This is a genomic window from Microbacterium sp. LWH11-1.2 (assembly GCF_038397745.1).
Taxonomy (GTDB): Bacteria; Actinomycetota; Actinomycetes; order Actinomycetales; family Microbacteriaceae; genus Microbacterium.
In genome coordinates this window covers 2,015,345-2,037,934 of sequence record NZ_CP151636.1, presented here as the reverse complement: position 1 = coordinate 2,037,934, position 22,590 = coordinate 2,015,345, and the positions used below count along the sequence as shown (strand labels likewise).

Annotated in this window: 17 protein-coding genes; 8 read left to right on the top strand and 9 right to left on the bottom strand. The window is 70.5% G+C overall.

What is annotated here, in order from left to right:
* Nucleotide 1: 1 nt before the first annotated feature.
* Both menD and MRBLWH11_RS09745 read right to left on the bottom strand, forming a co-directional pair.
* On the bottom strand, nt 2–1,669 hold the full coding sequence (gene menD / locus MRBLWH11_RS09750; protein ID WP_341947744.1) for a 2-succinyl-5-enolpyruvyl-6-hydroxy-3-cyclohexene-1-carboxylic-acid synthase: 1,668 nt from the start codon (nt 1,667–1,669) through the stop codon (nt 2–4).
* A complete protein-coding gene (locus MRBLWH11_RS09745) occupies nt 1,666–2,016 on the bottom strand; it encodes a PLD nuclease N-terminal domain-containing protein (RefSeq protein ID WP_116635658.1) in 351 nt (116 codons plus the stop codon). The genes menD and MRBLWH11_RS09745 overlap by 4 nt, the downstream gene beginning before the upstream one ends.
* Nucleotides 2,017–2,115: 99 nt before the next feature.
* Between MRBLWH11_RS09745 and MRBLWH11_RS09740 the strand changes: the two genes are divergently transcribed.
* Entirely contained in the window at nt 2,116–2,868 is a 753-nt protein-coding gene (locus tag MRBLWH11_RS09740; protein ID WP_116635657.1) for a hypothetical protein, read from the top strand.
* Nucleotides 2,869–2,897: 29 nt separating this feature from the next.
* Here the strand turns inward: MRBLWH11_RS09740 and arfB are convergent, their stop codons facing one another.
* Both arfB and MRBLWH11_RS09730 read right to left on the bottom strand, forming a co-directional pair.
* A complete protein-coding gene (gene arfB / locus MRBLWH11_RS09735; RefSeq protein WP_116635656.1) occupies nt 2,898–3,338 on the bottom strand; it encodes an alternative ribosome rescue aminoacyl-tRNA hydrolase ArfB in 441 nt (146 codons plus the stop codon).
* A gap of 55 nt (nt 3,339–3,393) precedes the next feature.
* Nucleotides 3,394–4,665 (bottom strand): MFS transporter, encoded by a 1,272-nt coding sequence (locus tag MRBLWH11_RS09730; protein ID WP_341947742.1) that lies wholly within the window; start codon nt 4,663–4,665, stop codon nt 3,394–3,396.
* Nucleotides 4,666–4,735: 70 nt separating this feature from the next.
* Between MRBLWH11_RS09730 and MRBLWH11_RS09725 the strand changes: the two genes are divergently transcribed.
* The 3 genes from MRBLWH11_RS09725 to MRBLWH11_RS09715 all read left to right on the top strand — a co-directional run bounded on the left by MRBLWH11_RS09725 (nt 4,736) and on the right by MRBLWH11_RS09715 (nt 7,842).
* A complete protein-coding gene (locus MRBLWH11_RS09725) occupies nt 4,736–5,362 on the top strand; it encodes a TetR/AcrR family transcriptional regulator (RefSeq protein WP_341947741.1) in 627 nt (208 codons plus the stop codon).
* Nucleotides 5,363–5,500: 138 nt separating this feature from the next.
* Entirely contained in the window at nt 5,501–7,189 is a 1,689-nt protein-coding gene (locus tag MRBLWH11_RS09720) for an ATP-binding protein (RefSeq protein WP_341947740.1), read from the top strand.
* Nucleotides 7,177–7,842 (top strand): response regulator transcription factor, encoded by a 666-nt coding sequence (locus tag MRBLWH11_RS09715; protein WP_341947738.1) that lies wholly within the window; start codon nt 7,177–7,179, stop codon nt 7,840–7,842. The genes MRBLWH11_RS09720 and MRBLWH11_RS09715 overlap by 13 nt, the downstream gene beginning before the upstream one ends.
* Before the next feature lie 33 nt (nt 7,843–7,875).
* Here MRBLWH11_RS09715 and MRBLWH11_RS09710 read toward each other — a convergent pair whose 3' ends face one another.
* Nucleotides 7,876–9,120, bottom strand: coding sequence for a serine hydrolase domain-containing protein (locus MRBLWH11_RS09710; protein WP_341947736.1), 1,245 nt, complete (start codon nt 9,118–9,120; stop codon nt 7,876–7,878).
* A 191-nt stretch (nt 9,121–9,311) separates the two neighbouring features.
* Here MRBLWH11_RS09710 and MRBLWH11_RS09705 point away from each other — a divergent pair, with 191 nt between their 5' ends.
* Both MRBLWH11_RS09705 and dacB read left to right on the top strand, forming a co-directional pair.
* Nucleotides 9,312–10,550, top strand: a complete 1,239-nt coding sequence (locus MRBLWH11_RS09705) for a serine hydrolase domain-containing protein (protein ID WP_341947734.1) — start codon at nt 9,312–9,314, stop codon at nt 10,548–10,550.
* Nucleotides 10,547–12,124: a D-alanyl-D-alanine carboxypeptidase/D-alanyl-D-alanine-endopeptidase gene (gene dacB / locus MRBLWH11_RS09700; RefSeq protein ID WP_116635649.1), complete on the top strand. Its 1,578-nt coding sequence runs from the start codon at nt 10,547–10,549 to the stop codon at nt 12,122–12,124. The genes MRBLWH11_RS09705 and dacB overlap by 4 nt, the downstream gene beginning before the upstream one ends.
* A gap of 70 nt (nt 12,125–12,194) precedes the next feature.
* Here the strand turns inward: dacB and MRBLWH11_RS09695 are convergent, their stop codons facing one another.
* Complete coding sequence (locus tag MRBLWH11_RS09695; protein ID WP_341947732.1) at nt 12,195–14,165, bottom strand: LPXTG cell wall anchor domain-containing protein; 1,971 nt, start codon at nt 14,163–14,165, stop codon at nt 12,195–12,197.
* A 247-nt stretch (nt 14,166–14,412) separates the two neighbouring features.
* On the opposite strand from MRBLWH11_RS09695, the gene MRBLWH11_RS09690 reads away from it, so the two are divergent.
* Nucleotides 14,413–16,161 (top strand): ATP-binding protein, encoded by a 1,749-nt coding sequence (locus MRBLWH11_RS09690; protein ID WP_341947731.1) that lies wholly within the window; start codon nt 14,413–14,415, stop codon nt 16,159–16,161.
* Nucleotides 16,149–16,814, top strand: coding sequence for a response regulator transcription factor (locus tag MRBLWH11_RS09685; protein WP_116635647.1), 666 nt, complete (start codon nt 16,149–16,151; stop codon nt 16,812–16,814). Before MRBLWH11_RS09690 ends, MRBLWH11_RS09685 begins: the two co-directional genes overlap by 13 nt.
* Before the next feature lie 47 nt (nt 16,815–16,861).
* On the opposite strand, the gene MRBLWH11_RS09680 is transcribed toward MRBLWH11_RS09685, so the two are convergent.
* The 3 genes from MRBLWH11_RS09680 to MRBLWH11_RS09670 are packed head-to-tail and all read right to left on the bottom strand — an operon-like array spanning nt 16,862 to nt 22,487.
* On the bottom strand, nt 16,862–19,477 hold the full coding sequence (locus tag MRBLWH11_RS09680) for an NHLP bacteriocin export ABC transporter permease/ATPase subunit (RefSeq protein ID WP_341947730.1): 2,616 nt from the start codon (nt 19,475–19,477) through the stop codon (nt 16,862–16,864).
* Nucleotides 19,474–21,672 carry an NHLP family bacteriocin export ABC transporter peptidase/permease/ATPase subunit gene (locus MRBLWH11_RS09675; protein ID WP_341947728.1) on the bottom strand — a complete coding sequence of 733 codons (2,199 nt, stop codon included), beginning with the start codon at nt 21,670–21,672 and terminating at the stop codon, nt 19,474–19,476. Before MRBLWH11_RS09675 ends, MRBLWH11_RS09680 begins: the two co-directional genes overlap by 4 nt.
* Nucleotides 21,669–22,487 (bottom strand): HlyD family efflux transporter periplasmic adaptor subunit, encoded by an 819-nt coding sequence (locus MRBLWH11_RS09670; RefSeq protein ID WP_341947727.1) that lies wholly within the window; start codon nt 22,485–22,487, stop codon nt 21,669–21,671. Before MRBLWH11_RS09670 ends, MRBLWH11_RS09675 begins: the two co-directional genes overlap by 4 nt.
* Between the last annotated feature and the right edge of the window lie 103 nt (nt 22,488–22,590).

Sequence of the window (22,590 nt, the reverse complement as noted above, 5' to 3'; positions counted from 1 at the left end):
GTCAGCGGGCCAGCGGGACCTCGATGATCTGACGACCGCCGCGTGGCGAGGTGAGCGCCTGGTCGAGCGCAGTGCGCGTCGTCACCCGCTGGTACTCCCAGCCGTAGGCGAGTGCGAGGTGCTCGAGCCGCACGGTGTGCGGCGTGTAGAAGGCCCGGTCGAGATCGTTCGGACGGGCGGATGCCGCGACCTCGAGCGCATCGAAGATCGTGCCGCCGCCGTCGTTGCCCACGATCACCTGCAGCCGGGGTTCGGTCTCGTCGGGAGGGAGCAGCAGCGCGCCGACATCGTGCAGGAAGGCGAGGTCGCCGAGCAGCACGCGGGTGATCCCCGGGGCGCCGGCGGCCTGACTGGCGAGGGCGATGCCCGTGGCGGTGGCGATCGTGCCGTCGATGCCGGCCAGCCCGCGGTTGGCGTGCACCGGGACCTTCTTGCCGGCGAGCACCGCGTCTGCGACGCGCACGAGCCGCGACGACCCGAACATCAGCCGATCGTGCGGCCATGTCGCCCGCCACACGGCGTCGACGAGGAGCTCCCGGTCGAGAGGACGGCGGACGGCGTCGAGCTCGGCCTTCACGGCCTCGCGGCGGGCGGCGAAGTCCTTCGAGGCGAGTCCCTCGGGATCCGGGGCATGCTCGCTCAGGTCGACGACTTCGGCCGCGGAGGCCGCGAGCCATTCTCCGAGCCAGGCGCGGTCGGCGTCGCCGTCCGCGACGGCGACGGCACCGACGGCGAGAGTGCGGCCGTTGAGGTTGAGCTCCTCGCCACCCCGGCGCACGGCGACGACGTCGACGCCGTCCCGCGACAGGAGCGCGGTCACCTCGCGGCTCAGCGTCGGATGGCCCAGGACGACCACCCGCTCGATGCGGCCGCCGAGGTCGTCGCGCCGCAGGAGCGCCCGGTAGCCGTGGACGAGCTGGCGGCCGAAGCGGGATCCGCTGACGATCTCGGCGATCAGGGGCCAGCTGCCGGCGTGCGCGATCTCCTCGGCGGCGGCTCCCGCGTCGGCGCCCGCGACGACCACGGTGCGAGGTCCGCGCTCGAGCACGAAGGACTCGGCGGGGATGGGGCGAGGGGCGTCGCCGGAGACGATCGAGAGCTCCGGTGGCAGCCCGGAGAGCGGCTCGCGGGACGGCAGGTTCAGATGCACGGGTCCGGCGACACCGGGGAGACCGGGCGGGGAGTCCGAGCCGCCCATCGCCGCCGCGACCGCGCGTGCGGCAAGGCCCGACCAGTCACCGTCGCCGGGGACGGGCGCGTCGATCTGGTCGCGCACCCAACGCTGGAAGAGTCCATCCTGCCGGGTCGCCTGATTCGCCCCGACGCCCCGGAGCTCGGGCGGGCGGTCGGCCGTCAGCAGCAGCAGTGGCACCCCGGAGTGGAAGGCTTCCATCGTCGCCGGGAGCAGATTGGCGACGGCCGTGCCCGACGTGCACAGCACAGCCACGGGCACGCCGGTCTCACGACTGATTCCGAGCGCGGTGAATCCGGCCACGCGCTCGTCGATGCGCACGTGCACCCGCAGGAGCCCCTCGTCGGCGACGCGCACCGCCGCGAGCGCGAGCGCCTGCGACCGGGAACCCGGCGAGAGCACGACGTCGCGCACGCCGTGCGCGACGAGATCGGCGAGCAGCGATGCCGCAGCATCGGTCGCCGGCGATGAGGTCACGGGCGCGGATCCGCGGCGGGAGGCTCGTCGGTCTCCTCGTCGAGGCGGGCGAGCTCCTCTTCGAGGCGCTTGATGCGGGCATCCTGCTCGGTCTTGCCGATGCTCTGGAGGAACGTGGGGTCGTCGTCGGGTGCGAGCACACGACGCTGGCCCTGATCGTTCGCGCGACGGCGGCCGATCGTGAACCAGAGGATGCCGCCGATGACGGGGATCAGCACCACGATGGCGATCCAGGCGGCCTTGGGCACACCACGGTGCCGCGTCGCCGGCTGCACAGCGCAGTCGACGATGCTGAACACCCAGAACACGGCGGCCAGGAAGCCCCCGACGATCAGTAGTCTCGCCACCCTTACAGTGTAGGCGCGTCGGCAGGCGCCCGGCCCCGGGGCCGGGCGCTCACCGGAAGTGCCGTTCCGTCCCGCCGCGGGCGGGTGCATGATGTCGGTATGGGCGAGCGCTCCTCGCCGGGGTCCTCGTCCGCGGACGGCAGCGAGGGCACGGCATCCGAGGTAGAGCGCACCGCACCGGCGACGGAGTCGGATGCGGCGCTCGCTCGGCGCGCGCAGATCCTGGCGACCGAGCACTGGGGGCTGCTCGCCGCGCGCAGCACCGCCCAGAGCGAGGTGCTGACCCGCATCACGATCTTCCTCACCCTCGTGTCGGCGGGACTCGTGACGATCGGGGTCCTGGGGCAGGCCTCGGGGTTCTCCGGATGGTTCGGCGGCGCATCGATAGCGATCCTGGCGTTCCTGAGCCTCATCGGCTTCATGACGCAGGTGCGGGTCATGAACGTCTCGGAGGAGGACATGATGTACGTGGTCGCCATGAACCGGCTCCGCGGCGCGTACGTCGACCTCGACCCGCACGTCGAGGAGATCTTCCTCGCCTCGACGTACGACGATCAGGACGGCATGAAGCTGACCTACTCGTTCCTGCGGCGCCGCAGCGTCAGCATCCTGCTCGGCAGCTCCGTGATGCTGCTGATCGTGGTCAACGCCTGCGTGACGGGGCTCCTCGTCGGCTCGGCCATCGTCGCGGGCGGCGGGACGTTCGAGTGGGCCGTCGGCGTCGGGATCGCCGTCGGAGCGGTCTTCGCCGCCGGGTTCATGACGTTCGGCGGCGTGGGGTTCCGCTCCGCCTGGAAGAACTACGTGCCACGCCGCAGCACGCCCGCACCGACGCCGCGGTCACAGCGCTGATCCCGGACCGCGCGTCGGCCGGCCGATGATCAGGAATCGCGGGGGCGTTGACGCAGCTGCTTGACGTCGGTGCGGCGCTGCTTGGCCTTCAGCCGCCGTTCCTTCGACCCCCGGCTCGGCTTCGTCGGTCGGCGCGACGGCGGCGGCGGCCGCAGCGCCTCGGCGACCAGGGCGGCGAGACGGGCGCGAGCGGCATCCCGATTGCGCAGCTGGGCGCGGTGCTCGGATGCCGCGATCGTCAGGACCCCGTCGACGAGGCGACCACTGAGACGCTCGAGGAGACGCTCGCGCTGCGCCGGGGTCAGCGCCGAGGAGCCGGCGGCGTCCCAGACCAGCTCGGCGCGGGAGTCGGCCGTGTTCACGCCCTGCCCGCCGGGCCCGGATGACCGGGAGAACCGCCAGGACAGCTCCGACTCCGGGATCGTGACCCCCGCCGTGACCCGGAGGCCGGGTCGATGAGGAGCGGCCATGAGACCATCATCCTCCCCCCGCACGAGGGCGGGCGACCCGGCGCGGCATCCGATCTCAGGCGACGACCGGAGCCTGCTCGACCGGCTCTGCGCTCGGCGACCTCTTCGCCGTGTTCGCGATGTGCGCACGACTCACGACGATCACGGCGACGATCATGAGCGCGGCGCCGAGCCAGTACGGCGCGGCGTGACTGATCGTGACGTAGAGGGCGCCGGCGATGAGCGGCGCCACCGTGCCCATCGCCGCGTTGAGGGACTGCGTCGCGCCGCCGAGCCAGCCCTGCTCGTCGTCGCCGACCGCGTTCGACATGGCACCGTCCATCGCCGCCTGCGAGGCCCCCTGCCCTGCGGCGAGCAGGAGCGCGCCGACGATGAACAGCCACGGCTGCGCGAAGATCGAGGCCACGACGGCGAGCCCGATGAGTCCGACCATCTGGGCGACGATGCCGCTCACGATGACGCCGCGCTCGCCCATCCGCGGAAGCAGGATGCCGAGCAGGACGCCCTGGATCAGGATGTCGATGATGCCGACCGCCGCCGTCATCAGCCCGATCTGGGTCGGCCCCCACTGGATCGAGTCGAGCGCGAGCACGCTGAAGTTGTTCACGAAGAAGCCGAACGGCAGGGCCAGGATTCCGAAGCCGATCATCAGTCCACGGAGCTCCCGACGGCCGAAAGCGTTCTTGAACACGGCGAACGGCTGGACGTCGCGCAGGGCGATCGCGCCGATGCGGTTCTCGGGCTTGAGGCTCTCGGGGAGCAGGAAGATGCTGAGGATCGCGATGGTCAGCGCCACGGCGGCGGTGAGGAAGACGGGGAGCTGGATGCTGATCGCCGCCAGGAGTCCGCCGATCGCCGGGCCGATCATCATGCCGATCCCGGAGAGCGCACCGAGGAGGCCGAATCGCTGCGCGCGCTTCTCGGGCGGGGTGATGTCGGCGAGGTACGCGAAGAGCGCCGGCAGGTCGCCCGCCGTCATCCCCTGTATGACACGCGCGAGCACGAGGACCCAGAGGGCACCGCCGATGCCGAACAGCGCCATGGAGAACGCCGCGCCGAATGCGGCGGCGATGATGACGGGCCGGCGACCGAAGCGATCGGAGAGGCGTCCGAGGAACGGCGCGATGAGGAAGGCGCAGAGTCCGTTGACGGCCTCGAGGATGCCGACCCAGATGGCCAGGTCCTTCTCCTCCGACACGTACTGCAGGACGACGAAGGGAAGAACGGGGAGGACGACCGTCATCCCGATGACGGTGAGCATCGTGAGAACGATGAGCATGACCCAGGCGCGCTTCGCACCTCGGACGGGGAGAATTGGTGAAGTCATACCGAAAGTGTATCGATACCAGTTTTGGTGTCAAGCCAGTTTTGTATCGAATGCGCGGTAGGCTGAGCGCATGGCATCCACCGAGCAGCCGTCCGCCGCGCCGATCGGGCGCAGAGAGCGGAAGAAGGCCGCGACGCGCAAGGCGATCTCCGACGTCGCGACGAAGATGTTCCTCGAGCGCGGATTCGACAACGTGAGCATCCGCGAGGTCGCAGACGCCGCAGACGTCTCCCCCACGACCGTGTTCGCGCACTTCCCGCAGAAGGAGGCGCTCGTCTTCGACGAGGACGACGAGCAGCGCGACCGGCTCGTCTCCGCCGTGCGCGACCGGCCGGAGGGCAGCACGATCAACCGGGCGATCCACGACTTCTACGCCGCCGAGATCCGTGCCAACGTCGACGAGCACGGTAATGACGTCACGCGCATCTTCCTGCGCTTCCTCAACGAGACTCCCGCACTGCGCGACTACGCGGCGAAGATGTGGCTGCGGCACGAGGACGCGCTCTCCGCCGCCATCGCCGAGGAGCTCGGCCTGCCGGGACCCACCGCCGAGACCCGCGTCTACGCGCGCTTCGTGCTGCAGATGCAACTGCTCGTCAACGAGGACGACGACCAGCTCGGCACGCTCGACGCCGGGTTCGCGGTGCTGGAGAGCGGGTGGGCTCCGATAGAGACACGCCTCACCGCCTCTCGCTGATCGGTTGCTCTCCCGGCGGGCGTCCGCCAGTGTGGAACCACCCTCACCCGCATCCCCAACGAGAGACCATCCGTGTCATCACAGGCCCCCGTCTCGCCCCTCACCCGACCGACACCGAGACGCCTGCAGGGCGGTCGGATGGGATCCCTCGAGATCGCGCTGATCTTCATCGGCATCCTCGCCGCGCTGACCGGCGTGATCGTGATCACCGTCGGCGCCACGGGCGCCGGTGACCCGGTCGCGGGCATCGGTCTGGTCGCGCTCGCGTGGATCTGGGCGGTCGCCGGGATCATCGCCTGGTGGCGGAGACCGACCAACGGGATCGGCCCGCTGCTTCTGATCGGCGCCGTCTCGGTCTTCCTCGTCAGCACGGGGTACGTCGGTGCTCCGGGGCTCTTCTGGGTGAATGCCGTCTTCGCGACCACCCCGCTGGGTGTGGCGATCCACCTGCTCATGGCGTTCCCGTCCGGCCGCGTGCGCGGACGCCTGGCGGTGCTCGCCGTCGTGCTCGGCTACGTGACCTGCATCGTGTTCGACACGGCGCGCGCCCTCACGGAGGGCACCGCGGCATTCGAGCTGCTGTCGTTCCTGCAGAGCGTGCTCGGCCTGACGTCGATGGCCCTGGCCGCGATCGTGCTCGCGCGCCGTCTGCGGGCGGCGGACGCCGCCCATCGGCGGGTGCTGCTCCCCCTGTTCACCTACGGCCTCCTCGCCGTCGTCTGCCTGCCGCTGCTCCCGAACCTCCTGTTCCCGATGGGCGTCGGATTCGACGTCGTCGTCTCCCTGCAGGGTCTGCTGCTCGCCGGGCTCCCGATCGCCTTCCTCCTCGGCGTGCTCCGCGGCGGCTTCACACGCACCACCCCGCTGGAGGCTCTGAGCGAATGGCTCGCGATCCGCGGGGCCAGCCGGCCCGCCGTCGCCCAGGCGCTCGCGACCACCGTCGGTGACGACACGCTCCGTGTCGCGTACTGGGACGCCTCCCGCGGTCAGTACATCGACGAGCGCGGCGAGAGGGCACCGGTCGATCCGGATGCCGCCGACCCCGACCGGGCCTGGCTGCAGGTGCGGGTCGACGACGAGCTCGTCGGCGGCATCGAGTACGACGCGCGCATGATCGCCGAGCCCTGGCCGGTGCGCCGCGCCGCCGAGGTGCTCGCCATCGCCCTCGACCGCGAGCGCCTGACCACGCAGCTGCTCGTCAGCAACGAGGCGCTCACCCGATCCCGTGTGCGCATCGTCGACGCCGCCGACCGCGAACGCTCGCGCATCGCTCGCGACCTGCACGACGGGCTGCAGATGCAGCTCGTCCTCCTCGGGATCGAGGCCCAGACCATCGCGGACGCCGCCGCGGAATCGGCGACGACCGGAGACATCGAGAAGCTGCGGCGCGGCATCGACCTGGCGGCGGCGGACCTGCGCCGGCTCGTGCACGACGTGCTGCCGGCGGCGCTGCTGGAGCGAGGGCTGGTGGCCGCGACCGAAGACCTCGTGGATCGTCTGTCGGTGCCCGCCACCCTCGTCGCACAGGTCGACGAGACGGCCATCACGACGTCGACCGCCCACACGGCCTACTTCATCATCGCCGAGGCGCTGTCGAACACGGTCAAGCATGCCGATGCCTCCCATGTGCGCGTGACCCTGGGCCAGCGCGACGGCCGGATCGCCATCGCGATCGAGGACGACGGCGTCGGCGGCGCGCGGATCGGGGCCGGCGTGGGGCTGCGGGGCCTCGCGGACCGGGTGGATGCCCTCCAGGGCACCATCGCGATCCGGTCGGAGCCGCTGCGCGGCACCAACATCGAGGTGGAGCTGCCATGCGCGTCGTGATCGGCGAGGACGAGGTGCTGCTGCGGGAGGGCATCGCGCACATCCTCACGAATGACGGATTCGAGGTGCTGGCAGCCGTCAGCGACGCTGTCGAGCTCGAACGCGAGGTCGAGCGCCATCTGCCCGACCTGGTGCTCACCGACATCCGGATGCCGCCCACCCACACCGACGAGGGGCTCCTCGCCGCGCTCCGGATCCGTCGCGCCCACCCGGGCATCGGCGTGGTCGTCGTCTCGCAGCATGTGCAGCGCCGTTACGCGGCCGAGCTCCTCGAGGACGGAGCCGGCGGGTTCGGATATCTGCTCAAGCAGCGGATCTCGGATGTCCGCACGTTCACGGCGGACATCCGCCGTGTCGCCGCCGGAGGCACCGCGCTCGATCCCGAGGTGGTCTCGGTGCTGGTCGCGCGGGCGAGGCGCGGAACCTCCGCCGTGGCGCACCTGACCCCGCGACAGGTCGAGGTGCTGGGCCTGATGGCGCAGGGCCGCAGCAACGCCGCGATCGCGGCCCAGCTCGTGCTGAGCGAGAAGGCCGTGGTGCAGCACACCTCGAGGATCTACGACGCGCTCGGCCTGCCGGTCGACGCGGACGATCACCGTCGCGTGCTCGCGGTCATCCGCCACCTGCAGGCCGCGGTCCCGCCCGCGCCCTGACTCGCAGGACACCGACGGGACCTCGGGCTCGCGTCAGAGGCCGTACATCTTCTCGATCAGCGACCGGGCGATGAGGGCAGCCGCCGGATTCCCCTCCATGTTCGGCGCGAGCGTGGCCCAGACGACCACGGTCACGTCGGTCTCGGGGTCGTACCCCATGAACGAGTTGTATCCCGGCATCTCGCCGATGTGCCCGTAGAACGACCCCATGCCGGCCACGCCCCAGCCGTACGCACCCTCTCCGTCGGACGGCTGGACGCTCTCGATGCGCTTCTGCTGCATCTCATCGCTCAGCACTCCGCCCCCGCCGAGTGCCTCGACCCACGTCGCAAGCTCCGGCGCGGTCGAGATGCCCGCGCCCGCGGACCATGCCCAGGACGGATTGTCGTCCGTGTGATCCGTCGGCAGCAGCTCCCCCGCCTGCGCCGCCGCGAGCTCATCGGCCGGCAAAGCCGAGCCCTCCATCGTGTCGACGTTGTTCGAGAACATGTAGCCGTGGGCCACCGGCTCGGCGATCGACGCGTCCGCGAGCGCCGGGAACGACGTCTCGGTGAGGCCCAGCGGCTCGAACAGCCTCTCCTGATAGATCTCGGGCAGCTTCTTCCCCTCGAGCTGCTCCGCGATCAGCCCCAGCAGGACCGTGTTCGTGTTGGAGTACATGTACCCCTCGCCTGGCGCGAAGTACGGCTCCCCCGCCAACCCCATCCGCACGAGCTCCTCCGGGTCCCACACTCGGTCGGGGGTCTCATCCAGCGCCGCGTTCAACTCGAGAGTCGTCGTGTAGTTGAACAGTCCGCTCCGCATCGTCAGCAGCTGCTCGATCGTGATGTTGTCGCCGTTGGGCACGTCGGGACGGTACTTCGACACGGGATCCTCGAGGGCGATCCTGCCGTCCTCCACCAGCTGCAGGATCACGGTGCCGGTCCAGGTCTTGGTGTTCGACCCGATGCGGATGTGGTCGTCGAGCGTGACGGGCGTCGAGCCTCCCCACTCCGTCACGCCGTACGGCACCTCGATGTCGCCGTCAGGAGTGCGCACGATCACCACGGCGCCCGGCAGCATCATCTCCTCGGCCTGCTCTTCGAACATCGCCGTCAGCGTCGCGGCATCGAACTCCACAGCGCCGTCTGCCGCCGCCGAGGGCGTCGCGGATGCCTCCGGCGCGGATGCCGCGCACCCGGCGAGCCCCACGGCGACCGCCGCGGTCGCGACGACCGCGAGCAGGCGCTGCGACCGCGATGCTCCACGCCGCAGCGCTGATCTCTCGTAACCCACCATGTCCTCGACACCTTCCCCTCGGGTCTGCGGGCATGCAGAACCTCGATCAGTCTCCCGTGCGGCAGAGGCGGGGGCTATGGACCTGGGTCCCCTCTCGATCAGGGACCGGGGTCCATTGCGGACGACACCCCTCGGGGAGAAAAGTGGGCATGATGGGCCACCGCCCTCGGAATCCGACGCTGGGAGACCCCATGACACACCGCATCCGTCGTCCGCTGCTCGCGCACACGCACGAGCGCGCGCGAACACCCCGATCCGATCGGCGCACCGTGGCGGGCATCGCCGCCGTCGGAGTCATCTCCCTGCTGCTGGCAGGGTGCGCGGGCTCCACCGCTCCGGAGGGGAGCGCGACGCCGACGGCCACGGACTCGCTCCGGCCCGCGGCGCCCGAGGGCGAGCTGCCCGCCGACCTCCAGACGGAGCTGCAGGAGATCGTCGACCGGACGATGGCCGAGTACGACGTGTCGGGCGCCGCGGTCGGCGTGTGGATTCCCGGCGAGGGATCGTGGACCTCGGCCGTCGGCCTCGCCGACATCGATGCCGACACGCCTGTGTCGCTCGACATGACCTGGCCGCTGCGCAGCGTCACGAAGTCGTACACCGTGACCCTCATCCTCCAGCTCGTCGACGAGGGGAAGCTCAGCCTCGACGACACGATCGGCAAGTACGTCGACGGGATCGCGAACGGCGACAGCATCACGATCCGCCAGCTCGCCGACATGTCGAGCGGCAACGCCGACTACACGTCGACGGAGGCCTTCGGCGCCGCCTACAGCGCGGACGAGGCGAGGATCTTCACTCTCGCCGAGCTGAACGACTTCCTCGTCGGCCAGCCGGCGGCATTCGCCCCCGGCGAGCGCAAGGTCTACACGAACGCGAACACCAACCTCCTCGGCGCCGTCGTCGAGAAGGTGACCGGTCAGCCGTTCGCGGACGCGCTCGACGAGCGGATCCTGCAGCCCCTCGGCCAGAGCGGCACCCGCTACACCCTGGACGCCTCCACCTGGACGGATCACCCGAACGGCTACGTGCTGCTCGACGGCGAGCAGGTCGTGCAGAACGACAACCTGTCGATCTACGGACCGGCGGGATCGATGGTGAGCACGCTCGACGACGCGCGCGTCTGGGCCGAGGCGCTCGGATCGGGGCTCCTGCTCGAACCGTCGACGCAGACCGAGCGGCAGAGCGGCGCTCCCCTCGAGGAGGGACCGCCCTATGACCAGTACGCACTGGGTATCGGCGAGACGAACGGCTGGTGGGGGCACAACGGCGAGGGACTGGGATTCACGGCTGCCGTGTTCCACGACCCCGAGACCGGTGCGAGCATCGCGGTGTTCATGAACGCCTCCAACGTGGTGCCCAAGGCCCACCCGGCCGATCAGACCTTCCGTCGGATCGCCGAGGCCCTCGCCGCCGGGAGCGGAGAATGACCCCGGGGTCCCTCCGCCGGGGGGCGGCGGCCGCCGCCGTGGCGGGTCTCTTCCTGGTCGGCACGACGGCCTGCACCGCCGAGGACGCCGCGGATCCGAACTCCGTCGACGGTCTGCCCGATGCCGCACTCGCGGTCATGAACCAGGAACGGTACGAGCACGCCACCTGGTCGATCGCGGTGACCGACCTCGAGACCGGCGAGGAGCTCATCGATCTCGGCGCGAACCGGATGGTCGAGCCGGGCTCGTTCGTGAAGACGTACAGCGCGGGCGCCGCGTGGCTCGAATGGGGACCGGACCACACCATCACGACGCCCGTCAAGCGCACCGGCGAGATCACCGCGGGAGTCCTCGGCGGCGACCTCGTGCTCGTCGGGATGGGCGATCTCACGATGGGCGGGCGCACGAAGGACGACGGGACCGTCGACTTCGCGAACCTCGACCACAACGACGCGAACTTCCTGCCCGGTTCGAGTCTCACCCCGCAGGACCCTCTCACCGGACTCGACGACCTCGCGGCCCAGGTGAAGGCGGCGGGCATCGACTCCGTCGCCGGAGACGTGCTGGTGGACGACCGTCTGTTCACCGGCAAGCTCGGCGGCCAGGCGGTGACCCCCATCATCGTCAACCAGAACCTGGTGGACGTCATGGTGCACCCGTCCGAGCCCGGTGAGCCTGCCACCACCGAGATGGTGCCGGTCGTCTCGCCGTGGATCGTCACATCGACCGTCGAGACCGTCGAGGCGGGCGGCGTCACCGCCATCACCCTCGAGGACTCCTCGCGCGACGGCGAGGTCGTCGTCTCGGGCACGATCGCCGCCGACAGCGTGCCGCAGCTCAAGTCCTACGCGTTCGACGACCCTGCCACGTTCGCGCGCACGGCGTTCATCGAGGCACTCGGGCGCGCGGGCGTGGCGGTGGGCACCGATCCCCTCGCCACCAACACGACCGAGACCCTCGCCGACTTCGCGGCCGTCGAGGCGCTGCCCTCGGTCGCCGAGCTGGAGTCGCTCCCGCTCGAGGAGGAGGTCACGTATGTGATGAAGATCAGCTACAACCGCGGTGCGCAGACCCTCGTCTGCCGCCTGGCCGTGGAGCGCGGCGAGACCGACTGCGACAAGGGCATACCGATCGCCGGCGAGATCTGGAAGGAGGCGGGCCTCGACGTCACCGGAGCGTCGCTCATCGACGGCTCGGGCCTGGAGGGCAACTACGTCACGCCCGCCAACGCCCTGCAGATCCAGACGCTGATGGCGGAGCGTCCCGATGCGGAGCGCTGGAAGGCCACGATGCCGGTGCTCGGTGTCGACGGCTCGCTCGTCATGGTCGAGGCCGACGGCCCTGCTGCCGGCAAGGTGTTCGCGAAGACCGGAACCCTCCTCAACAGCGACCCGTTCAACCAGAGGTTCCGCCTCTCCACGAAGACGCTCGGCGGCGTGATGGAGACGGCCTCCGGTCGCGACCTCGCGTTCACGATCATCGTCACGCAGGGGTTCCTCCCCGATCCGAACGGCATCCTCGACGCGAACGACGACGTCGGCGCGGTCGCCGCGATCATCCAGCAGGCGTATTGATCGGCTTCCGCCGACACAGAAGAGGACGCCCGGGCCTGAGCCCGGGCGTCCTCTTCTGTGCTGTCGCCGACTACTCGGCCGGGTGGTGCCGACGGCGCCGTGCGAACAGGAGCAGCCCGCCCGCGATCGTGAGGCCCGCCGCCAACGCGAACGTCAGCACGTCAGCGGTTCCGCCCGTCTGGGCCAGCGAGCCCTTTCCGGACGTCGCGCGTCCCGCCGCTGCGGCTGCTGCCGCGGCAGCTGCCGGATCGAGATCCGTGAGGGGCGGGTTCTGCACGCCTCCCACGCCTCCCGGCGTCCATCCGGGGATCGGCTCGCTCTCGTCCCAGAAGTTCCAGTTGTCGAGTCCGACCCGCGGGAAGTCGGCGATCACGTTCTGCAGGATGTAGAGCCTGTCTCCATGCAGAACGTAGATGTCGCCCTCGGTGTGGATCATCTGCGGTGCGCCGACGATGAAGGCGCTGCGACCGGGCTTGATCTCGACCTCCTGCTCATCGGTGTACGAGGTCTCGTTCGCGATCTCGTAGCCGAACGAGGCCTTGATCTCGGCCTTGTACTTGACACCGAGCCCTCCCTCGATCCCGAGCGTCAGCTCGGTCCCGAAGGATGTCGTGGTCGACTGCTTCGACGTGAACTTGAAGATGTGCTTGATCGGCTCGGGGTGCTCCATGTTGCCCCACTTGGGCGACATCACCCGATGGGTCCCCGGCTGCTGCACGACGGTCACGAGCGAGAGGTCGCAGTCGTCCGGCCGGTTCGTGCACACGTCGCGGTAGAGCTCGCTCTGACGCGGGCGCTCCGTCGCCGGGATGACGATGATGTCGCGCTTGGCCACGATGATCGTCGCCGCCAGATGACCGCTGTCGACTCGATCGCCGGTCGCCGTGCAGGTGTACGGCGTGGCCCGCGGGCTCTTGAGGTCCTGCCACGGCGTCGAGCCCGTGGGATCCACATCGAAGATCCAGCACGACGTCTGGTTGCTCCCCGAACGGTTCCGGCTCACGATGCCGGCGATGTAGTACTTCGACGGGACCACGGTGGGCACCCCGGCGACGTCCTTCGTCTCCTGGATCCGGTAGGAGAACCACGTCTTGGCCGTGTCGGGTTCGACCGAGGCCTTCGTGTCGGACTCGCGCTGGAGCGTCGAGAAGGTGGTGGTGCCGCCCGCGACGACGTTCTCCGTCCCCGCGATCCGGAACGGCTGCTCGAAGGTGAAGTTCCCCTCCGAGAGCGACACCGGGCCGACGGTGTGGATCGTTCCCGACGACTCGACGTAGCGATTCATCTCGATCGCGAACGTGTAGCGCACGTTCGGGAAGCTCTGGGTGCGGTGCGGGAAGCACGTGTACGGCGCAGGGGTCGCGACCACTCCGCCCGCACGCGGGTCGCCCGTGAAGACGTCGCACTCCGCGTAGCTGGTTCCGCCCTCGACGTGCATGCGCGCCTGGATCCAGGTGCTCTCATCGGGTGCGTGCGGCATGTCCATGCGGACCTTGTAGACGACCGTCGCATCGATACCCGTCGCGGCGGCGTCGGCGTAGGTCCCCGTCACGTTGAAGACGTTCGTCGCGGTCGCCGAGACGCTGCCGGGCACAGCGGAGACGTGCCCCTTCGTGGTCCCGGTGAGCGCCCCTTCCACGAGCGTGACCCGGTACAGGTCGACGCTCGCCCAGAGCGTGGCGTGCTGCTCGGCGAGCGCGCCGACGCCACCCGCGTCCTCAGCGGCGTCATCAGCGGCGTCGTCCTGCGGGACGACCGGCGCCTCTTCCTCGTCCGGCACGACCTCGTCGAGTCTCGGCTCAGGAGCGGCGCCCTCGTCGTCGGACGCCTCCGGCACACCGGCATCCGGCGTTCCCTCGGCATCCGGCTCTCCCTCGGCATCCGGCGGCGACACCGCCGGATCGACCGCCTCGACGATCGGCTGTTCGGCCGACCCGTCGTCGGCGGCGGCGGGAAGCGCGAGCGCACTCCCCATGGCGAGCGATGACGCGATCAGCATCCCGGCTGTCACGATCGCGGCGGCCTTTCTTCGTATTCCCATGTTCTCGTCCCTGGAGTCGGTCGCTCCGGTGCGAGGCACCCGAGCACGGTGAGTGACGCGGCGCGGCACTCCCGATCCATGCTCCGGGGCGCCCAAGGCGCACACCATGGACCTGGGTCGCGCCTGTGCGCGGGCAGGACCGGGGTCCTCGCCGAAAGGGGACTCAGGTCGCTTGTTCGGTGCCGGGCCGTGCAGGAGGGTGAGATCTGATCGCACTGCACACCCTGCTCTCTCGAGAGGGACTCCCTTGTCTTCAGACCGCTCCATCTCCCCCCTCACCGATCCGACGCCGCGCCGGCTGCAGGGCGGGAGGGTGGGTTCGCTCGAGCTCGCCCTGATCTTCATCGGCCTGCTCTCCGGACTCATCGGCGTGATCGTGCTCGCGGTCGGGGCGAATGCCGGCGGCAGCCTGTTCGAGGTCGTCGAGTTCGTGGTGCTCTTCTGGATCTGGGTTGCTGCGGGCATCTGCGCCTGGTGGCGCCGACCGACGAACGGGATGGGCGGTCTCCTGCTCATCGGCGCCGTCTCGATCCTGCTCGTCGCGACGGGGTACCTCGACGCCCCGGCCCTGATCCCGCTCTACAAGGTCTTCGGCAGCAGCACCCTCGCCGTCGCGGTGCACCTGCTGCTCGCCTTCCCCTCCGGCCGGCTGCGCGGCCGCTTCTCGACGTTCATCGTCGTGTACGTCTACATCATCGCGATCGGATTCGGCACCGCGCGAGCACTCGCGGAGGGGACGGCGGCCTTCGGCCCCCTCTCGTTCGCGCAGACCTGGCTCGGGCTCTCGGCGATGATCATGGCGGCGATCGTGATGGTGCGACGTCTGCGCGCCGCCGACCCCGCCCACCGACGTGTGCTGCTCCCGCTCTTCGTCTACGGCATCATCGCCGTCGTCGGGCTGCCGAACGTTCCGAACATCCTGTTCCCACTGGGCGCCTCACCGGTACTGATCGTCTCGCTGCAGATCCTGCTCCTTGCCGGTCTCCCGATCGCCTTCCTCCTCGGCGTGCTGCTCGGCAGCTTCATCCGGACGACGCCGCTCGAGGCGCTGAGCGAGTGGCTCGCCATCCGCGGGGCGAGCCGTCCGGCGGTCGCGCAGGCGCTCGCCACGACGCTCGGCGATCGCTCGTTGCGGGTCGTCTACTGGGATGCCGCACAGCATCGTTTCGTCGATGAGGACGGCGCCGAGGTCGCGATCGACGAGACCGACGGCGAGCGCGGCTGGCTCCAGGTCGTCGTCGACGAGGAGCTCGTCGGCGCCGTCGAGTACGACGCGCGGATCATCGCCGACCCGTCTCCCGTGCGCCGGGCCGCCGAGGTCCTCGCCATCGCCCTGGACCGCGAGCGCCTGACCACGCAGCTCCTGTCGAGCAACGAGGCGCTCACCCACTCCCGCATCCGCATCGTCGAGGCCGCCGACCGTGAGCGCTTCCGCATCGCCCGCGACCTGCACGACGGCCTGCAGATGCAGCTCGTCCTCCTCGCGATCGAGGCGCAGACGATCGCCAACTCGGCCTCGGACTCCTCCGTCACCGGAGAAGTCGAAGCCCTCCGCCACGGCATCGACGCGGCCGCCGCCGACCTGCGACACCTCGTGCACAACGTCCTCCCGGCCGCGCTGCTCGAGCAGGGGCTCGTGGCCGCGACCGAGGACCTCGTGGATCGACTCGCCGTTCCCGCGACCCTGCACGCCGAACTCGACGAGACGATGATCGCCACCTCGACCGCCCACACCGCGTACTTCATCGTCGCCGAGGCGCTCTCGAACACGGTCAAGCACGCGCGGGCGTCGAACGTGCGCGTCACGATGGCGCAGCGCGACGGTGTCATGCGGCTCGAGATCGAGGACGACGGGATCGGCGGCGCGCGCATCGGCGCGGGAGTCGGCCTCCGTGGTCTCGCCGACCGGGTCGAGGCGCTCAAGGGCACGATCGAGATCCAGTCCGAGCCCTCGGCCGGAACGAATGTGAGAGTGGAGCTGCCATGCGTGTCGTGATCGGCGAGGACGAGGTGCTGCTGCGCGAGGGGATCGCGCACATCCTCGCGCGGGACGGCCTCGACGTGCTCGCCAGCGTCAGCGACGCGGCGCAGCTCGAACGAGAGGTGGCGCGTCACGCGCCCGACCTGGTCGTGACCGACATCCGGATGCCGCCGACGTACACGGACGAGGGCCTCGTGGCCGCGCTCCGCATCCGTCGCACCCACCCCGACATCGGCGTGGTCGTCGTGTCGCAGCACGTGCAGCGCCGCTACGCGACCGAGCTCCTCGAAGGAGGGGGCGGAGGCTTCGGGTATCTGCTCAAGCAGCGCATCGCCGACGCCCACACGTTCACGACCGACATCCGTCGCGTCGCCGCCGGCGGCACCGCGCTCGATCCCGAGCTGGTGTCGGTGCTGGTCGCGCGGGCGAGTCGGGGCACCTCGGCGATCGGCCGTCTGACGCCGCGTCAGGTCGAGGTGCTCGGGCTGATGGCCGAGGGGCGCAGCAACGCCGCCATCGCCGCCCAGCTGGTCCTCAGCGAGAAGGCCGTCGTCCAGCACACCTCGAACATCTACGACGCCCTCGGGCTGCCGGTCGACGCCGACGACCATCGCCGTGTGCTCGCCGTCATCCGGCACCTGCAAGCGGCCGTTCCCCCTGCGCGCTGAGGCGGGTTGCCGGCGCAGTTCGGGCGTGGACGCATCGCATCCGAACCTCAGGCGAGCTGGCGCCGGGCCTGCGCCGCGAAGGCTCCGTCGTGCGCCATGAGCTCGTCGAAGGTCCCTGATTCGAGGACGCGCCCCCGCTCGAGGTAGTAGATGCGGTCGGCATCCATCACGGTGCTCAGTCGGTGCGCGATCACGATCCTCGTCACCGAGAGGCGGGCCAGGCTCTCGGCGACGACAGCCTGCGTCACGTTGTCCAGCGCGCTCGTCGCCTCGTCGAAGAGCAGGATGCGCGGGTCCCCCGCGAGCGCTCGGGCGATGAGCAGCCGTTGACGCTGTCCGCCGGACAGCGTCGACCCGCCCTCCGAGACGACGGTGTGCATGCCCATGGGCATCGCGCGCACATCGTCGGCGAACCCCGCCCGCTCCGCCGCGCGCCAGGCGGCATCGATCCCGAGACCGACGGCATCCCCGAGGATGTTCGTGAGGATCGACCCGGGCAGGGGTTCGACCGTCTGCAGCACCACCCCGAGCTGCCGCCGCACGGCGCGCAGGTCGAGGCCGGCGAGATCCTGGTCGTCGAGATAGACGCCGCCCTCCTCGGGCGTCTCGAATCCGAGCAGGAGACGTCCGAGGGTCGACTTGCCCGAGCCGGAGGGACCGACGAGGGCGACCGCGCTGCCGGGAGGGACGCTGATCGACACGTCGTCGAGCACCGCCGGACCCTCCGGGTCGTAGCGGAAGGTGACGCCGCTGAACTGCACACCCCCGCGCAGCTCACCCGGCTCGGCCTTGTCGGCGTCGTCCTCCGGGTGCTCCTGCAGCACCGGCAGCACGCGCGTCATGCCGGGTGCCGCCTGCACGAGCTGCGTCACCACGGCGATGATCGAGAGCACCGCGCCGATCACCTGCCCGAAGGCGGCGTTGATCGCCAGGAACTCGCCCGGCCCCGCGAGCGGCGGATCGCTGAGCCCGACCGCGGCGAACAGCACGAGAGACGCGATGACGGGGAACGCGGCCATCGCCACGATCGACACGTTCTGCGCACGACGGACCCCGTTCTGCGCCGCCCGCCGCGCGCGGAACCGCTCGGCCCAGCGCTCGAAGGCCTTCTCGTGGGCTCCCGCGACCCGGAGCTTGCCGATGCCGGACACGAACTCCATCACGAGTCCGCTCAGCTGCCCCGCCGTGTCCTCCACGGCCCTCGAGCGCCGCAGCTGCGCCCGGCTCGAGAAGACGACGAACGCGGCGAGCACGGCGAGCAGCAGCGTCGCGATCATCCCGAACGCGACACTGTAGAACCAGATGAGACCGAGACTCAGCACGGTGGTCGCGACACCGAGGAGGGCGACGACGGCACCGCTCCCGAGCACCTGCACGATGGTCTCCACCGACTGCATCCGCACCGCGAGGTCACCGGACGAGTAGCGGCGGAAGAACGTGGCCGGCAACGAGAGCAGCCGATTCCAGACCGCCGCAGCGAGGAACGTGCTCACCCTCCCCTGCACGCGCAGCACGGCGATCGCCGTGGTGAGCTGCAGCAGGGCACCGGCCACGGCCGCCACGATCAGGGCGAGCGACAGCTGCAGGAGATCCGGCAGGTCGGCCTCGGGGATGACGGTCCCCACGATCCGCCCGGTCACGATCGGAACCGCGAGCGCCACGACGGCCGAGCCGAGCGCGAAAGCGACCAGGCGGGTGATGTCGCGACGGGAGTGGAGCAGGGCATCGCCGAGCAGTGCCGACAGCGACACCGCGCCTTCGGGGAGGGGCCGGTACACGACGACCGCATCCGCATCGATGGTCGAAGCGACCTTCTCGTCGACCAGCACGCGCGCCCGCGTCTGCGGATCGATCAACTCGTATCGTGTGAGTCCGCGGGGCAGCAGCGCGACGGGTGCGCCGCCGTCGACGAGGTGCGCGAGCATCGGGCCGGTGCTGTGCGTCCACCATCCGCGGCTCAGGCTCACGCTTCGCGTGCGCACCCGCGCGCGGCGCGCCAGCGTCGAGAGTCGATCCGTGATCCCGGCTTCTGCGGGCACCGGCGCGGAGGTCACCCCGAGCGACCGGGCGATCACGGCGAAAGCGGCGTCGAGAGGGTCACCGGCGGCCACGCCCGCGGCGACGGGATCGGGCCGTCCGACCAGGGAACGAAGGCTCTCGAGGCCGTTCGCCATCGACGACATCCGTCCCATACGCCGGGCACGCACGCGCGCCGTGCCGTCGAGCTCGACGGCACGGCGTCGCGTCCGGATCGCCCGGAGGAGTCGTTCGGCGGCATCCGCCGGCGCGGGCACCTCCTCCTCGGGCTTCTCTTCGTCGAGCGCCTCGTCCTCGGGCGCCTGATCCTCGTGCGCCGCGGTCATCTCCTCGATCCACGAATCGCGCTCCGAGGCGCTCGGCGCGTCGAGCTCTCGGACGACCGTGCCCGCCGACCCGACCGCGAGCACATCGACCTCCGGCGCGCCCGATCGCGGGATGCCGTGCACGCGACCGCCTGCTCCGACGGTCAGGAGATGGATGCGAGGTGCGGAGGTCTCGGCGTCGAACGAGGCGAACACCTCGAGCGCGCCGTGCACGACGAGCCACGATCCGTCGGCGCCCGAGAGCAGCAGCGGCGTGTTCGCCCCGACCGCCGTGCCGCTCGCGACCCGCTCCCCGCTCATCGGACACCCGCCTCGGCCGAGAAGAGGAGGCTGTATGGGCCGCCGCTGCCGATCATGTCCTCATGGGTCCCGCGCTCGACGATGCGACCGCGGTCGAGGACGATGATCTCGTCGCAGTCGCGGATCGTGCTCAGCCGGTGCGCGACGATCAGCGTCGTGCACCCGCGCCGGCGGATGTTGCGGTCGATGAGCTCCTCCGTCGTCGGGTCGAGGGCGCTCGTCGCCTCGTCGAGGATCAGGATGCTCGGCTCCGCGACGAGCGCGCGGGCGATCTCGAGCCGCTGCGCCTCTCCGCCGCTGAAGTTGCCGCCGCTCTCGTGCACGTCCGCCGAGTAGCCGCCCGGTCGTCGTGCGATCTGGTCATGGATCAGGGCGTCCTGCGCCGCGCCGACGACACGCGCCGCCGGGATGCTCGCGTCCCACAGCGTGAGATTGTCGCGCACCGAGCCGCTGAACAGCCGGATGTCCTGGTCCACGAGGGCGACCGACGCGGTGATGGTGTCGGTCGGCCAGGAGTCGCGCGGGCGTCCGTCGAACAGCACCTCCCCGCTCCACGGAGCGTGGAGCCCCGCCACCAGGCGGCTGATCGTCGACTTGCCGCTGCCCGACCCGCCCACGAGCGCGACGCGGCTTCCCGGATGCACCGTGATGTTCACGGCATCCAGCAGCGGCGGCTCGAGCGGGCTGTAGCCGAAGGTGACGTCGCGCAGCTCCAGCATCCCCGCGAGCCGCACCTCGGGGTCCCCGTCCCCGCGCTCGTCGTCGTCGACCACCGGGTTCGCCAGCACGTCGTCGAGCCGCTCCAGGTCTCCGCCGATCTCCTGCAGCGTCCCGCCGAGCTGCACGAAGCGCCCGATGGGCTCGGTGGCTCTTCCCATGAGGGTCTGGAAGGCGATGAGGGTGCCGAGACTCATCGCTCCCCCGATCACCTCGCGCCCGCCCCAGCCGAGGATCGCCGCCGTGGTGAGCGCGGCGATCAGCGGCGGCGCGACGGACAGTGGCAGAGAGGCGCGTCCGAGCCGCTGCGTGCCCGAGACCGTCCGCGCATGCAGGCCCATGATCTTCGTGAACAGGTCGGATTCGCGACCCGCCGCCTTGATCGACTCGATCGAGCGGATGCCGCTCATCGCACTTCCGAGCAGGAGACCCTGGTCCTGCAGCATCCGGAGCACCTCATCGCGCCGTCGGGTTCCGACCGCGCGGAGGATGAGCACGTTGAGTGCGATCCCGACGACACCCAGCAGCGCGAGACCCGGGCTGTAGCCGAACATGACGACGAAGTAGAAGATGACGACGACCGAGTCGATGAGCGCGGTGGCCACCTCGCTCGACAACAGCACGGCGACGCGGTCGTTGCGGGGAACACGCCCGGAGATCTCCCCGGGCGAGCGCGCGGCGTGGAACGGGATCGGCAGCCGCAGGACATGCCAGAGGAAGGCGCTCGAACTGTGCAGCGAGAGCTTCGTCTCGAGCGCGAGGAGGTAATGCTGCCGAAGGGCCGTGAGCAGGCCGATGGTCGCGGCGGCTCCGGCGAGAAGGCCGAGGATCGGCCAGATCGCCCCCGGCGTCTCGGCGACGAGCACCTGGTCGACGAACGCCTTCATCAACACGGCTGTCGCCAATCCCGGGATCACCAGGGCGAGTCCGGCCAGCACCACGTAGAGCAGTCCGGAGAGCGAGTGTCCGAGGCGCCGCCCGAGACTCGTCAGGAGCGGTGGCGGCTTCCCGCCCTTCGCGAACTCCTCGCCCGGCTCGAGGCGCAGGACGACTCCGGTGAAGCTCTTGTCGAACTCCTCCTCCGTGACGGTGCGCGAACCGACGGCCGGATCCTTCAGGAACCACCGGCCCGGCGCGTACCCCTCCACCACGAGGAAGTGATTGAAGTTCCAGAACACGATCGCCGGCAGCGCCCCGACACGGAGCTCGTCCGGCTCCTGGCGGTGGCCGGTCGCCGTCATGCCGTATCGCCGCGCGGCCTTGACGATGTTGCTCGCCTTGACCCCGTCCCGCGAGACACCGCTCGTCTCGCGGAGCTCGTCGAGGGGGACCCAGCGCCCGTGATGGGCGAGGACCATCCGCAGCGACGCCGCTCCGCACTCGGCGGCCTCCATCTGGATGACGGTGGGCACGCGCTCGCGCCGCGCCCGCGGGATGAGCGTCGCGGTGCGCACGGTCGGCGGAGCGCTCGAGGTCATCCTGCGGCGCGATCGGCCGGGAACAGGAGGGTGATCGGAGTCTGCGCGGCGATCGTCACCGTCGAGTTGACGAGCGTTCCGGCGCTCAGCGGTTCGTCAGGGCCCTGACCGGATGTCCAGGCGTAGCCGCTGGGCGTATCCGCCGGAGTCAGCGCCACCTCGACCTGGAACACCGGAGCGCCGCCGACGACGATGCTGGTGATGTCGTCGTTGTTCAGGAGCGCTCCGACGCCTGCGCGCGTGGCCGGATGGGATCCGACCCTCGTCACCGTGCCGAGCAGCAGACCGTAGTCCTCCGGTGCGACCGTCGTCACCGCGATCTGCACCGACATCCCCGGCTTGATGGGCTGACTGCCCGCCACCGGGATGTACACGAACGACCGGAGCTCATCCTCGGGCTGGATCGAGACGACGGTCCCGCCCGCTGCCACCGCATCGGTGGGATACGCGAGCACCTCCACCACCTCACCGCTCGCGCTCGCCGGGATCTCGACCTCACCGGACGGGGTCTCGACCACGGCGACCGGCTCGCCCCGCGACACCTGGTCTCCCGGCGACACGAGCATCTCGGCGACCACGCCCTCCTCGGGCGACAGGCTGTTCGAGCTGCCGTACTGCGTGGCCAGCACTCCGGCCGCCGGCATCGTGGTCAGGACCGTGCCGAGGAAGCACCACACGATGAAGGCCACCAGCACGAGCCCGACGGCGGCGAGCGCCAGCCACCCGGCAGGCCGCACCAGCCGCACCTCGGTGTCGAGCTGCTCCGGACTGGAGAGGTGCGCCATTGCGCTCGCGCGGTACACCGGCGAACTCACCATGGCCTCCTGTCCTGCGCCCCGATCCTGCCGGCGCGCTCTCCCCGAAGCCCCCACGATGGCACCGGGTGCGTTCGGGAGCCATAGACCCAGGTCCCCTGGG